Origin of the sequence: Bacillus sp. B-jedd (assembly GCF_000821085.1) — a bacterium.
GTDB lineage: Bacteria > Bacillota > Bacilli > Bacillales > Cytobacillaceae > Bacillus_D.
The window spans coordinates 1,164,921-1,178,812 of record NZ_CCXR01000001.1 but is presented as its reverse complement, the minus strand read 5'-3'; the positions used below and the strand labels follow the sequence as shown (position 1 = coordinate 1,178,812).

At 46.9% G+C, this 13,892-nt stretch carries 12 protein-coding genes and 1 pseudogene; 1 reads left to right on the top strand and 12 read right to left on the bottom strand.

The features are described 5' to 3' along the window. Positions 1–912: 912 nt before the first annotated feature. From BN1002_RS05960 to BN1002_RS05945, 4 genes are all read right to left on the bottom strand, one after another. Positions 913–2,514 carry an amidohydrolase gene (locus BN1002_RS05960; RefSeq protein ID WP_048824107.1) on the bottom strand — a complete coding sequence of 534 codons (1,602 nt, stop codon included), beginning with the start codon at positions 2,512–2,514 and terminating at the stop codon, positions 913–915. A gap of 25 nt (positions 2,515–2,539) precedes the next feature. Beyond that, positions 2,540–3,901 carry a branched-chain amino acid transport system II carrier protein gene (gene brnQ / locus BN1002_RS05955; protein ID WP_231574987.1) on the bottom strand — a complete coding sequence of 454 codons (1,362 nt, stop codon included), beginning with the start codon at positions 3,899–3,901 and terminating at the stop codon, positions 2,540–2,542. Between the two features lie 138 nt (positions 3,902–4,039). Beyond that, entirely contained in the window at positions 4,040–5,413 is a 1,374-nt protein-coding gene (locus BN1002_RS05950; protein ID WP_048824105.1) for a sigma-54 interaction domain-containing protein, read from the bottom strand. 204 nt (positions 5,414–5,617) lie between these two features. Continuing rightward, entirely contained in the window at positions 5,618–5,821 is a 204-nt protein-coding gene (locus BN1002_RS05945) for a hypothetical protein (RefSeq protein WP_231574986.1), read from the bottom strand. Positions 5,822–5,964: 143 nt separating this feature from the next. Here BN1002_RS05945 and BN1002_RS05940 point away from each other — a divergent pair, with 143 nt between their 5' ends. Next, positions 5,965–6,528, top strand: coding sequence for a DUF6155 family protein (locus BN1002_RS05940; RefSeq protein ID WP_048824103.1), 564 nt, complete (start codon positions 5,965–5,967; stop codon positions 6,526–6,528). Positions 6,529–6,597: 69 nt separating this feature from the next. On the opposite strand, the gene BN1002_RS05935 is transcribed toward BN1002_RS05940, so the two are convergent. The 8 genes and pseudogenes from BN1002_RS05935 to ggt all read right to left on the bottom strand — a co-directional run bounded on the left by BN1002_RS05935 (position 6,598) and on the right by ggt (position 13,606). Next, the gene (locus BN1002_RS05935; protein ID WP_048824102.1) at positions 6,598–7,083 is read right to left on the bottom strand and encodes a PaaI family thioesterase; all 486 of its coding nucleotides are present in this window, start codon (positions 7,081–7,083) and stop codon (positions 6,598–6,600) included. A gap of 227 nt (positions 7,084–7,310) precedes the next feature. Continuing rightward, positions 7,311–7,772, bottom strand: a complete 462-nt coding sequence (locus tag BN1002_RS05930; protein ID WP_082036151.1) for a rhodanese-like domain-containing protein — start codon at positions 7,770–7,772, stop codon at positions 7,311–7,313. A gap of 219 nt (positions 7,773–7,991) precedes the next feature. After that, positions 7,992–8,093: pseudogene (locus BN1002_RS24470) on the bottom strand (hypothetical protein); the annotation flags it as partial. Between the two features lie 46 nt (positions 8,094–8,139). Then, on the bottom strand, positions 8,140–9,063 hold the full coding sequence (locus BN1002_RS05925; protein ID WP_048824100.1) for a hypothetical protein: 924 nt from the start codon (positions 9,061–9,063) through the stop codon (positions 8,140–8,142). A gap of 97 nt (positions 9,064–9,160) precedes the next feature. Then, on the bottom strand, positions 9,161–10,231 hold the full coding sequence (locus tag BN1002_RS05920) for a multi-TM2 domain-containing protein (RefSeq protein ID WP_048824099.1): 1,071 nt from the start codon (positions 10,229–10,231) through the stop codon (positions 9,161–9,163). Further along, positions 10,232–10,702: an anti-sigma factor family protein gene (locus BN1002_RS05915; protein ID WP_048824098.1), complete on the bottom strand. Its 471-nt coding sequence runs from the start codon at positions 10,700–10,702 to the stop codon at positions 10,232–10,234. Next, positions 10,699–11,229, bottom strand: a complete 531-nt coding sequence (locus BN1002_RS05910) for an RNA polymerase sigma factor (RefSeq protein ID WP_231574985.1) — start codon at positions 11,227–11,229, stop codon at positions 10,699–10,701. Before BN1002_RS05910 ends, BN1002_RS05915 begins: the two co-directional genes overlap by 4 nt. A gap of 670 nt (positions 11,230–11,899) precedes the next feature. Beyond that, complete coding sequence (gene ggt / locus BN1002_RS05905; protein WP_082036354.1) at positions 11,900–13,606, bottom strand: gamma-glutamyltransferase; 1,707 nt, start codon at positions 13,604–13,606, stop codon at positions 11,900–11,902. Positions 13,607–13,892: the final 286 nt, after the last annotated feature.

Genomic DNA, 13,892 nt, shown 5'->3' with positions numbered 1-13,892 from the left:
TATTTTAATAGAAGAAAAGAGAATGAAGAACGGAAATTAATTAAAGCCAGTATATAATCGCCAAACCTTTTATGGATGGCACAAAAATTTGAACGCCCCGTTTGCTGTAACTTGGGACAGGCAACAAGCCAAATCCCTGCCTTGTTGTCCCAACCTTACCCATCTTGGGACAAGTTCCCCCTAAATAATCCATCACCTGTCCCAACATCGAGCAACTTGGGACAGGCAACAAGCAAATCCCTGCCTTGTTGTCCCAACCTTATCCATCTTGGGACAAGTTCCCCCTAATTAATCCATAATCTGTCCCAACCTAATTCATCTTGGGACAGGCAACAAGCAAATCCCTGCCTTGTTGTCCCAACCTTACCCATCTTGGGACAAGTTCTCCCTAAATACTCCATAACCTGTCCCAACATCGAGCAACTTGGGACAGGCAACAAGCAAATCCCTGCCTTGTTGTCCCAACCTTACCCATCTTGGGACAAGTTCCCCCTAAATATTCCATAACCTGTCCCAACATTTAGCAACTTGGGACAGGCAACAAGCAAAAACCTGCCTTGTTGTCCCAACCTTACCCACCTTGGGACAATTCCCCCTAATTAATCCATAATCTGTCCCAACCTAATTCATCTTGGGACAGGCAACAAGCAAATCCCTGCCTTGTTGTCCTAACCTTACCCATCTTGGGACAAGTTCTCCCTAAATATTCCATAACCTGTCCCAACATCGAGCAACTTGATCCTTCATCTGTCCCAACACTTTGGACAAATAACAAAAAAGCCCCCTAAAAATGCCCCAACCTAAAACACACCTTCGGACTCCCAAAAAGAAATACCCCCCGTTCGCTGTCCGAACGGGAGGCATCTCCATAGCGGGGATATGACAAAAACCTCATCCCCCACTCTATTAAAATCACCTAACAGCAACCTTCTGATAAACCAGCTCCCCGCCCATGTACGTTTCTTCCACACTCACCGTATCAAGCTCGAACGGCTCGACTTCGAGGATGTCTTTGTCCAGGACGATGAAGTCGGCATGATAGCCGCGTTTCAACTGGCCGATTTCCGGGATGCGTGTGACTTCCTGGGCGGCGCGAGTGTATAGCTCTATTGCGGTCACGGTATCGACCCGCTGGTCCTGGCCGGTGTCGGTTCCGTCATAGGCAACCCGGGTGACGGCGGATTTAATGGCAACGAACGGGTCAACCGGGTCAGCCCAGGCGGTTGCCGGCGCATCGGAGGAAAAGGCAACCTTAATCCCGGCCTCAAGCATTGTCCTTACCGGATAGGTGGTCTTCAGCCGTTCTGCACCTAGGTTTTTGACGTAGCTTTCGATTTCAGCAAAAAGGAAAATCGGCTGAGGCACAAACGCGATTCCCATTTCGGCGGCGCGCTCGATAGCTTTTACAGTTGGCATCGCGGCATGTTCGATGCGAATCGACGGCCCGTCCGCCAGCCAGCTTTTTTTGCCATAGAAAGTATCGACTATCAGGTCAATCGCCTGTTCTCCCATTGCATGGACAACAAGCTGGACGCCGTTCCGTTCAGCAGCCTCGGCTGCAGCAAGCAGCTCCTCGCGCGACGTCGTATCGATTCCGTATTCTTCGCCGTCCCCGACATATGCAGGATTTACCCAGGCAGTCCGTCCGGAAACACTCCCGTCCGAAAACAGCTTTATGCCGCCGATATGGACAGGATTGCGCCGGTCGGTTTCAGCCTCGCCCAATTTAGCACTGTCCTTGATTTCATCCCAAATATAATAGAGCACCGAACGCTGCTTCAATCCCTTACGGCGCGCTTCATTATACATCTCTACATAATCAACTGGCTTCCTTAATGCCATAAGGTCAGTGATGGCAGTGATCCCGTGGGCAAAAAGGAATTCGGATAGCTCTCCCAATAGCTCGGCGTTTTGCTCGAGCGTGGGCTGTGGAAGTTTTGCCATAACGAGATGCCTTGCACTTTCCTGCAGAATGCCTGTCAGCTCGCCGTCTGAGTCCTTCCCGATTTTACCGCCGGGAGGGTTTGGCGTGTCCTTCGTAATCCCTGCCAGTTCCAGCGCCTTGCTGTTAACCGAAACGATATGGCCGCAAGTTCTGGTGAGGACGACCGGTACGTCCATCGCCGCCTGGTCTAAATCCCGACGATTCGGCGCGCGCCCTTCGGCCAGCTTCCCTTCGTCGTATCCCCAGCCTTCAATCCATCCGCCATCCCCTGCCTCTTCAAGCTGGCTACGGATTTCTCGTTTGATATCTTCGATCGAATTCACGACAGGCGCTGTGCAGGCAACCTGCTTGGCCGCTTTAGCCAAATATAAAGGATGCAGATGGGCATCGATAAAGCCTGGCAGGACGCGGCGCCCTTGAAGGTCTATTTTTATCCCATCGAAATTGGCTGCTTGTTCTGATTCACCAAGCCATTCGATCCGTCCATTTTCAACCACCATCGCAGATACTTGCGGCTGATCGGGATTCGAGGTGAAAATCTTTCCATTTACAAATAGTTGCTTGGTCATAAGTATTCCCCCTTTTGCAAAATTCTTAGTTGCTGACCACGGTCGGTTCCTGGTCCTGTTTCTTCCTGATGCTTTTATCAAGAAAAGCACCGGCTATAAACCCTATCACAGCAGGAACAAGCCACGAAAATCCGTTTGCCGCCAATGGAAGCATGGCAACAGCCGGAGTCAGACCAGGAATTGGGAAGCCGATGACCCCCATTGTTTCAATTAGACTTACTACGAATGTTAACAAAATTGTCCCGCGATACGCTCCTGAATTCGGAATGTACTTTCGGAAAAGCCCAAGGAAGACGAGCACAATCGCCACTGGATAAAGGGCAAGGAAAATTGGCATTGCATAATTGATGATTTTGCCAACCCCGAACGAGCCCATGAAGGCAGCGACCACACACAGGATAAAAACCCAAGGCTTGTAGCCTACTTTGTTATGCGTGAGCTTATTTAGAAAGTCGGCGATGACCGCCAGAACACCGATTGCCGAAGTAAGGCATGCCAGCGCAATCGTAACGGCCAAAAGCGCAGCCCCCGAAGTTCCAAGGATTCGGTTAATCAATTCGGACACAAGGGCGGTCTGTTCGATATCGACGGGCACTGTTCCGCTTGCGGATGCGCCAAGATATAAAAGCCCCCCGTAAACAACGAGCAATCCAGCGCCTGCAATCAGTGTGCCGCGAACAGCGACCTTCCTCATTTCAGTTCCCTTGTACCCATGATGAAGAATCGCGGCAATGAAAATCGGTGCGCAAAAAATGCCCGTCACCACGTCACCGGTTTGATACGCATTAATAAAAGCGTTCGAAAATGGATTTGCAAGCGCGGTCGCAATCGGTGCTCCAACCGGTGTAAAGATTCCTTTGACCACGATGATCAAAAGCGCCAATACCAGCACCGGTGTCAGGAATTTGCCGATTTTATCTATGACATTTGATTGGTCCATGGCAAAGAAAAAACAAATGGAAAAGAATGCGATAATCGTCGCAATGCTAGGGACCGACGGAGCAAGGGTATGAACCCCGAGCTCGTGAGTAGTGGCAGCCATCCTGGGGATCGTTACAAATACCCCTATACCAACCATCAATAACAAATTAAATACCTTATAGAACCAGGGACTGATTGGCCTGGTCAATTCCTCGAACTTCCCATTCGCATTCAAGATCGCGAACACGGCCAAAAGCGGGAGGGCTATCCCGGTGACGGAGAAGCCAATTAAGGCTGGAAGCCAGTTAGTACCGGAGGCAAGGCCAATCGAAGGAGGAAAAATTAGATTGCCGGCTCCAAAGAAAATTGCGAAAAGGGCGAAGCCCAACATAACCGTGTTTACAAGCTGCTTGTTCAAATTACCCATCCCCTTTGTTTGAATTGAACGCAAAAACTTCTGTCGCATGCCTCCCCACTTTAAAATGCTTATACTTTTTCTATTGCAAGTTTTGTGCCAACTTTTCTTTTGCCTGAATAAGGGGAATTTTCAATAAATAAAAAAGGAATGGGGGAAAATTTTTTCCCTCATTCCGTCAAAATTCTTTTACCTTAATCCATGCTTCTCCATCTTATACTTTAAAAGCTGCTTCGACAGACCGAGTATTCGGGCGCTTTCAGCGATGACACCGTTGCTTTCCTTCAGCGCTTCCTGAATGAGCGTTAATTCAAATTCTTCGACCGCGTCCTTCAGCGGTCTCTTCCCGCGAATTGGCACTGCCGATGCCTGCGGGCCTTTTTTGAACTGGCGAACCCGGTAAGGAATATCCTCAAGGGTAATCATCCTTGATTCCACCTGGTTGAAAGCTGTCTCGACCGCGTTTTTCAATTCCCGCACATTCCCGGGCCAATCATAGCCCATAAAGCAATCAAGCACCTCATCGTTATAGCCATCGACTGCAACATCCATATGCGCATTGTAAAAAGCAATATAAGTGTCAAGGAGAAGCTTGATGTCTTCGGGCCTGTCCTTCAGCAGAGGCAGCTCCAGCTGGACAACGCCAAGCCGGTAGTACAAATCCTCCCTTAAGCGCTTTTCGGCGAGCAATTGTTCCGGATGCTCATTTGTTGCCGAAATCACCCGGATATCCAAGAAGATATTCTTTTTGCCGCCAATCCTCCTGATGGTCTTTTCCTCTATCGCTTTCAAAAGCTTCACCTGGAGATGGAGGTCAAGCGAATTGATTTCATCAAGGAACAATGTCCCGCCATTCGCCTGTTCAAACGCTCCAGGCATATCTTCCGATCCAGTAAAACTCCCCTTCACCGTTCCAAACAGCGTGCTTTCAATCAAGTTTGGCGGAATGGCTCCGCAGTTCAGCGATAGGAACTGCTTTCCGTAACGGCTGCCCGCATTATGGATCGCCTGGGCGACCATTTCCTTGCCAGTACCGGTACTTCCGTATAGGAACACCGTTGAATCCGACCTGGCAATCCTCTCAATTTTCCTCTTTATCTCAAGCATCCCAGGGTTTTCAGTAATGATGTCATTTATCGTGTAAATCGTATTATTCTTGCGATAAATCTTGTGTCCAGCATACTGGTCAATGACGCGGATATCGGGCTTTTTGAAAAAATGCTTTGAAAACTCGATCGCTCCGACAATCTCCTCGCCTTGCTTAATCGGAAATGTCGAGTTCATCGAAATATATTCATTTCCAGTCCTCGTCTTCATCTCCTGCCGGACGTTACACAGCGACTCCCCCGTCCGAATCGCGGATAAAAGGGTGCTGTTCTCCTCAGTAAGATTCGTATAAAAGGAAGTAATCCGGCTCCCTATAAACTCCTCAGGCCGCATGCCGAGCGTCTTAAGAATTTTCACATCGGCGAGGTCATAGAACAGGATAACCCCGTTCCGGTCAACAACCAGCACATTGTCATAGTCCGCCAGATTCTTCAGTTCCTTGATGGCTGTCTCCACTCGCCTCACCCCTCTTTCAAAACTCGCAAAATAGTCAGATTAATTGTTTTAATCATAGAGCAAATTGGGGTGGTGTTCAATCATGAAAATATTAGGTATTCCTTATTTTCAGGGTAGCGGCTTCCCAACAATCGAAGAAGGAGTCTTCTGCCCGGGATAAATAAAAAATCTGCTGCAGATCCGTCCTGCAGCAGATTTCTCGAACTATTTATCCTTTAGCTCCTTAAGCTCTTCCATTAGCTGATCGGTTCGCTTCGCGTTGCCTTCCGCAAAATTCTCGAGCCGATTCTTCAGCTCAGCATCTTCATGGATATTGTCGGCAGTGATTAAATACGTCCGCATCAAATCCTCTTCCACCTCAAGCGAATGCGAAAGCACTTCCTCCAGTTTCTTCTTATCATCACTCACGATTTCCGCCTCCTTCTATAATATTGTTCTCCAGTCCTTTTCCCGTTATCCTAATGAGGAAAACAGCAGTAGCGCAAAACGATCTAATCTAGTCTTTTTATTCTATAATGAAAAAAAGAGTATAGAAAAAGGGGGGTTCAGCAGTGAAAATCAAAGTCCCGGAATTAAAAAAGAAGTTAAAAGAGTATGACCAAAAGGAACTGATTCAACTTGTAACAGAGCTTTTTAAAGCAAGTAAAGATGTCCAGTCCATTTTATCCGTGAAATTTCTTGGCGATGAAGCAACAGAGGAACTGTACAACAATGCGAAGAAAGCAGTGGAAAGCGGGTTCTACACGAAACGGGGTGAACCAACGATTCGCCTTGCCGAAGCAAAAAAGGCGATTGCCAACTTCGAAAAATTATCAGGAGATGAAGAAAAGACCCTTGATCTTATGCTTTACTACGTGGAATTGGGTGTTGATTTTACTAATTCCTTTGGTGATATTGACTATACATTTTACAACAGTATGGTTGGCATGTATGACAAAGTCACCTCGAAATGCGCCATGGAGGAAGAATACTACCACTCTTTTGCTAGCCGTTTAAAACAAATCTTATATGAAACAGCGGATATTGGCTGGGGATTTCACGAGGCTTTAGTAGACTCCTTCTCAGAGATGGGGTACTCAGACGATGATGAGGAAGACGAAGAGGAATCACTTTGATAATACAAACCTGGCCCTCCCCCATTCAATCCTTGCAAAAATGACGGGGAGTGCCAGGGCACCAAATTCCTATTTATTATTTAAAAACGTACTAGGCATGACGACCAAAACGACCTCTCCACGGGCGCAAAGAATGTCATTTGCAAATAACTCTGTATGGACCTTCCATTTCTTCGGATGGATTTCTTCAACTGTTCCAATTGCTTTTAGCGGAACGTCCTGCGGAGTCGGTTTCAGGAATTCCACATTGAGGCTGGCTGTGACAAACCTTGGCGGCACGGTCCCATCACCGATTTCATTCCCATTCTTCCGGTGTAAAGCAAGCGAGGCAGACCCTGTCCCGTGGCAATCAATCAACGAGGCGATCATTCCGCCATAAATGAAGCCTGGAATTCCCATATACTTTGAATCAGGCGTATAAATCGTAACCGTCTTATCGCCTTGCCAACCTGTCCGGAGTTGATGGCCATCCTTATTTAACCGTCCACAGCCATAACACCAGGCGAAATCATCAGGGTAGATATCTTGTATTGCTTTCTCAATTTTCTCTTCCATGCGGCATTCTCCTCAAAATGTAATAAGTATCCCTATGTAATGTGAGCAGACATTCGTTCATGTTGTACTATAAATATATATAAGATTTTCGAAAATTGCCACGATTTCGGAAGTCCAAGATTCCTTCTGCAAAAAAATAAACAGTACCCGGTCCGCGCTTTCATTAAATGAGCGGATGCCTGGCACTGTTCACTTTTTCTTCTGGAAGTTACCTTTAGTACCTACGTCTACTTCGACTTTTCGGTCGCGCCCGTCCAGCTATCCATCCCGCCACTCATATTAATAACGTTTGGATAGCCGTTTTCAACAAGAAGTCCGCTTGCCTTTTCCGAGGTTTTTCCTTTTTGACACACAATCAAATAGGTTCCGTTCGGATCCAAGTCGTAAGACTTCGCCTCGATTTCTTTTATCGGAATATTTTGCGCTTCCGGCAGATGGGATTCTGCAAATAGCTCCGGCCCCCGGACATCGATAACCGTCACCCCGCCACCTGCAACCATTTTCTCCGCTTCAGCTGAAGGAACCGACTTGAAGGCCGGGGTTTCCTCACCTTCATTTTCCTTGGCAATCGACTTGTAACCGCCTGTACTTTCCACTTTCTTCGGCTTCTCTGTAGCTGAATCAGATGCAGAACAAGCCGCCATTAATAAAACGCCCGCTGCCAAAATAGGAATCACTTTCACAGCCATTCTCCTTTACAGTGATCATTCCGTCTGCGGAGCATCTCCTTCCCACCTTCAAATTCCCGTTGGAGCCCCGCTTTCCCTTCTATTCTACCTTACATAATTTCGAGAAACGGCCAATCATCAGAACATACACAATAATGTCAAAAAGGACCGGCCTTCCCTAAGGAAAGCGGCCCACTTCGTTTCTTTGTCAAAAACATTGCAAGACTGCATTCAAACAATTTACTTCCTTTTCCCCTTTAAATCGATGCCAATTACCGCCCCATTCCGGCTCGAATCGCCAACCCCTTTGACAATACTTTTTTCATGGTCAATGAGAATACTTCCGAATAAATTCATCCGAAAAAACGGTTATGGCAGACACCCAAACCTAACGCCCGCCTTCAAGGTTTACCCTAAATGTATTCGAGATGGCGATGCTATATTTCCCCTCACCAGTTTTGTAGGCAGCAGTCCTGCCAGTCCCATCCTCGTCAGTATTTTTTGTATCACTGCCCACAACTGACCATAATTCGTCCTTACCTGCAAGACTTTGGATATTCGTTCCAGTAACCTTAATATCACTTTTATTGTCCATGTGAAGAGAAACCTCTGAGGCACGGTCCACTGTCCAGTTACCGAGAAGGACTCTTGGCTTCAAGGAAAGCTCACTGTCCACTCCCGCAACATCGAGATTGGCGTCAGCGGGAACAAGCAGTGTAGCTTCCAGCGACGAATAGGAATCAAATGGCCATGCCTCTGATGGCAATCGTTTCATATTTAGATAGAGGGTATCCCCTTTTGCAATTACTGTTACGTAATCGCTGGCACTTTCCAACACCTTTTTGCCTGCTGAGGTTTGTGTCCTATACGTTCCAAAAAGGGAAACCTCCTTGCTGGCCGTCGTTTCGATTGTCAAAGGATAGCCGGCTGTGTTTACAACAATTCGTTTTATATTCGAATCCATTAAAGATGAAAACTCAGGAAGCTCAAAGGAACGGCCCTCCCGGTTCATTGCCGCTTCAACCTTTCCCAGTACCCCTGTGGAACTCACAATGGCAAAACCAATACCAGCTGTTCCTAATAGTCCAACGATAAAAATGCTTAAAAGATCGTATTTCAAAAAGGCATTTTCTTTCTTTTGGACAAACAGGAATAGAAGGATTTCAGCTCCAAGGATGATTAATAAAGCAGGCCACCAGGATAGCATGACCGTGTACAAACTGTAATCCGCAAATTGTGAGAAGAGGAGCAGAACCCCTAGAAACAGGAGTGCTGCACCCATAGTAAACGTACCAACCCGCCACGTCCTCATTGAGCCCCCGCCTTTCCTTTTTTTCTAAACGGAAGCGTCATGATTGCAGCGGCCAACATGGCCATCCCTGTCAAAACCTTAACCCAGTTTATACTGCTCATAATCCCGACTCCCCCTTCTTCCCCTTGTTCCCTGCCAACAGCTTAAGTCCGCCCCCGATTAACAGGATGCACACAATCGCTGTTTGGAGATAGTTGCTCAGCATATACATATCGACCGTTATGAACTTCGCAATAATTGGCTGGAAAACCGGCAGGAAAATGTTCGTGAACAGATAATAAAACCCAAGGGCCACTAGGCCGATGCCGACCCATCTCTGATGGTTCACAAAATAGGTGATGACGGGAATATCCTCCAAAGATTCACTGCCGCTTCGTGACGCCTTCTGCAGGCCGTCAAAAAAGCTGTAGAACCAAATGATTGGAATCAGGAACAGGAAGATGCCCAGCCTGAGAACATCCAAAATGTAGATTGCAAATAGGAAGGCTGCCATAAGCTGGATGCCCCGGCGCTGCAAGCCAAGATAGAGATGCCCCGCACCAGGAAAAATGGAAAGGAACGTTGCGATGGCCCGGCTTTTTTTGCCATCTTCCCTGCGCATTTCGAATTCCTCAAAAATCGTCCTGTCGACAAGAATCTCGCCGCGCTGTTTCTTATTAAGCTGGACGGTCGCGTCAAAAAATCCGTATAGCCAAATAATTGGCAGCACAGCCAGGAAAACAAGAAACTCACCTCTGCCGGTCATGACGGTCACAAACATGACCATCACACCACACCCTATGAATGAAGCAAGCAGTGTTACCCCGCGGTTCAACAGGCCAATCTGAAAGTGGCCAAGACCGGGGATGAGCGAGAGGATGATCGCATAAAACCGTTCAGACTCCTGATTAGCATGCTTCTCATCACCGCCTGCGACCTCAGTTTTTTTCACAAAACTCTTAGATAGTTGCCTTCCAATATCGATAAAGCTAATGATATAAAGGATCAGGCCGATGAAAAAGCTGATTACGCCAAGGTCTGGTTCGTTGTTCATAAAAGCTAGCGCAGCAAACAGTTCAGTCCCTACAATCGTAATTAAATAAAGCAGCCCCTTAAAAATTTTGCCGTTGTAAATATGGCCAAGTCCGGGAAAAACAGACAGAGTCAGCGCCGCAATTGGATTCTTCATTTATTGTTCATCCTCCTTGTTCTTTTCCAGAGAGTCCATCCATGCGAATGTTTTGGTAATAATACCTTCGGTGTAAGACCTATTCTTTGTTTGTGAATCAATATTGCCGGCTATCGCGGTGATGGATTGGAAGACGCCGGAGAACATAAGCAGCAGGGTCGCCGCTGCCGCCACGATGTAGTGGAATACCTGGTTTCGGTAATAAGGCTTTTCGTTCGGGATCAACCGGCTCACTGTGTTGCCGTCTTCTTCCCCCCGCCCTTTGACAAAATTGATTTGTTGCATGACATAATCCGTAAATTCCGGGTTCTGAATGCCGGGGAAATGTTCCTCATTGATTTCGATCCCGGTCGAATAGAGATCGAGGCACTCTGCGCAGGAGTAGAGATGGTCTTCCATTTCCGCCTGTTGGTGCGCATCCGCTTCCCCTTCTATATAAGCAAGCCAGTCAGCTAATGAATAATGCTTCATGAAAAATCGTCCTCCTCCCAATGCTTCTTCATCCAATTCCGGGCCCGATACAACTTGGTCTCAATCGTCTTGACAGCTACCTGCTGTTCTTCGGCCATTTCCTGATAGGACTTTTCAGCTATGTAAAAGCCAACAATTACATCCCGATAATTTTCCGGGACTTCTTCAAGCCGCTCCCTGACAAGCCGCTGTTTTTCTTTAAGGAACATTTGCTCTTCAACACTATCCCTGACGGTCGCGAATACCTCCTGCCCCTGGAATTCAAGGGCTTCTTCTTTCCTTCTCGCCAGCTTCCGTTTTATATCAATAGCATGATTGACAGCAATCCGGGTTATCCACGTTTTGAATCCCTGGTGCTCATAACGGGGGAGAGACCTGTAGATTTTCAAAAACACTTCCTGGGCAGCATCCTCCGCCTCCTTCTGGTCCCTAAGCACGGCATAAACAGTCCGGAACACATCATGCCGGTACTTCTCAACAAGAACCCTGAACGCCTGGTCACTCCCAGACAGCACCTTCTCAATCAATACTGAATCACTAATCTCTCTCCCCCCTTTCCTACTCCACACAAATAGACGAAGGCAAAACAAAAACCACTACACTTCCTGTAAAAACTTTTGTTGGCTGATTCGGACTGAGTGGGGACGGTTCTGATTTTGCCAGATGTATTCAGTAAAAAAGAATATGGCAGGGGAGATAAGATGCATCGAACCCAAACAATACACTTCTCGAAATTCAATTCTGCACAAATCAACTCCTTCCAAATAAAAAGCTCGGCTTGGTGCCGAGCAATCTTTTGCCTAATTTAATTTGCATAGCGACATTCCAAAGTCGCTCGATATTACATCTCTCACTCTTTTTGATAAAGTTTTTCAATAAATGTTTTAGGACATGTACAGTTTGTACGCAGGCATTTAAATCGACCATTCTAACGGATTATATACTTTTTTCCATTAGTTTTTATTAACGGAAATAAGGCTTAATTTACTCGTATGTAAGATTGTTTTCACAGATTTACCCTCCAAATCAGAGTTAGATCATCAAAAAAACCCTCATAAAAGCAAAAAACTAAGCGGAGTGACCAGCTTAGTTTTTTGCATGAAAGATGCAACGAAAGTAAATCCGCTCTTGTAAATCGCGAAGCCAAGTTCAACAAGGGGGGAATTGCTGCCCTAAAGTAAACCTTTGCAACCTGACTTACTTCCCTTTCCCTTTTAAATTAATGCCAATTGCCGCCCCATTACGGCTCGAATCGGCGACTCCTTTAAAAATTCCTTTTTCATGGTCAATGAGAATACTTTGGACATTGCCAATCGTCGTTGGTGCAGGCCCGAATTTATGCCCCATTTCATTTAGTTTTGAAATGGTATTAGGGCTGATTCCCTCTTCATATCGATAGGAATTGATATTATTTGTGTAAATCCTTGGCTGCTCGACAGCCGCTTTAAGCTCCATGTCATATTCGATCGCATGGAGAATCGTCTGCAGGACGGAAGTGATAATCGTTGGCCCTCCAGGTGACCCGACTGTCAACACTGGCTTGCCATTTTCATAAACGATTGTCGGCGTCATGCTGCTCAATGGTCGCTTATTCGGCTGGACTTCGTTCGCCCCACCAGGAACAGCATCGAAATCGGTCAGTTCATTGTTCAGCATAATTCCGTAGCCAGGAACCATGATGCCTGTTCCGAAAAGCTGCTCAATTGTTGTTGTGTAAGATACGACGTTCCCCCACCGATCCGCTACCGTAAAGTGAGTCGTCTCCCCGTACTTCTTATCATCCGGCTGGCTTGTTGGCGTATAATTCGCACCAGCCTCTTCATATTTCCACGGATCCCCGGCTGTTACATTCTTGTTCACGCTGTCCAGGCTAATCAACTGCTGGCGCTCCTTAATATAGTCAGGATGCAGCAATCCGTTGACGGGCACCTTCACAAATTCAGGGTCGCCGGCGTAAGATGCACGATCGGCATAGGCAAGGTGCATCGTTTCCGCCAGCAAGTGATACTTCTCAACAGAATTGACATCATATTGGGACAGATTAAATCCATCGAGAATTTTTAGCATTTGCAAAAGAAAGACCCCGCCCGAACTTGGAGGCGGCATGCTCGCAATTTGATATCCCTTGTAGTCTCCCCAGATAGGCTCATCGATTGTGACATCATACTTCTTCAAGTCACTTGCCTTCATGGAACCACCGAAATCCTGGACAACATCCGCAAGCGCTTCGGCTATCTCCCCTTTATAGAAGGCATCCGTACCTTTTGAGCGGATAAGCTTAAAGGTTTTGGCCAGATCCTCCTGTACGAGAATATCCCCTTCCTTAAGAGGTTTGCCACCCGGAAGGAAGACATCTTTAGCAGCCGTACGTGACAGCATTTCCTGATTGTCCGCAATCGCTTCAGCAAGGACAGAATCAATCGGGAAACCTTGGTGGGCAAGCTTGACGGCCGGCCCTATCAACTGCTCCATATTTTGGGTTCCCCACATGTCAAGAGCCGTTTCAAGTCCCTTTAATGTACCGGGAACGCCAACAGCTTTTCCACCAGTCGCACGGGTTGCGAATGGTATCGGATTTCCTTTATCATCCAGGAACATATCAGGCGTCGCTCCTGCAGGGGCACGTTCCCGGCTGTTCACGATCGTTGTTTCCTTTGTTTTGCCATCATAAACCATCATGAACCCGCCGCCGCCAATCCCTGACATCATCGGTTCAACGACATTCAGCGCAAACTGGATCGCTACCGATGCGTCAATCGCATTGCCTCCTTTTTTGAGCACATCGGCTCCAATTTCAGAGGCAAGCGGATGAGCCGTGGCCACCATGCCATCCTTGCCAAGATCAACCTGGCTGTAATCGTCATAACTGAACTTCGGCTTTTTCGCCTGGCCAGTAAGCGGCATCGTCCCAACCAACAATAAAATACTCAATAAAGCCAACAAACCAACGCGCAAAAAACTCCTCAAGCCAATCCCTCCCCAAAATTAATTCACTTCTATCGTAGGGAAAAGCGTAGAACATTAGCAAACGATTTGGCAGAATGTTTTGATTTTTGAATACATAGTCCTAGCATTTTTTCGAAAAGAGGGTAATTAGGCTTGCTACAAAAAATGCATTAAAGCCCATACTAATTCCTCTTTTTCAAAAAAAGAACTGGGCTATAAAAGGCATTATATATTTTGCCCATTT

Excerpts from the sequence above, each read along its gene's own strand:
- BN1002_RS05920 (WP_048824099.1), bottom strand. The coding sequence starts at position 10,231 with ATGAAGAATCCAATTGCGGCGCTGACTCTGTCTGTTTTTCCCGGACTT.
- brnQ (WP_231574987.1), bottom strand. The coding sequence starts at position 3,901 with ATGCGACAGAAGTTTTTGCGTTCAATTCAAACAAAGGGGATGGGTAAT.
- BN1002_RS05915 (WP_048824098.1), bottom strand. The coding sequence starts at position 10,702 with ATGAAGCATTATTCATTAGCTGACTGGCTTGCTTATATAGAAGGGGAA.
- ggt (WP_082036354.1), bottom strand. The coding sequence starts at position 13,606 with ATGCCGCTTACTGGCCAGGCGAAAAAGCCGAAGTTCAGTTATGACGAT.
- BN1002_RS05960 (WP_048824107.1), bottom strand. The coding sequence starts at position 2,514 with ATGACCAAGCAACTATTTGTAAATGGAAAGATTTTCACCTCGAATCCC.
- BN1002_RS05930 (WP_082036151.1), bottom strand. The coding sequence starts at position 7,772 with ATGGCTGTGAAAGTGATTCCTATTTTGGCAGCGGGCGTTTTATTAATG.
- BN1002_RS05935 (WP_048824102.1), bottom strand. The coding sequence starts at position 7,083 with ATGGAAGAGAAAATTGAGAAAGCAATACAAGATATCTACCCTGATGAT.
- BN1002_RS05925 (WP_048824100.1), bottom strand. The coding sequence starts at position 9,063 with ATGAGGACGTGGCGGGTTGGTACGTTTACTATGGGTGCAGCACTCCTG.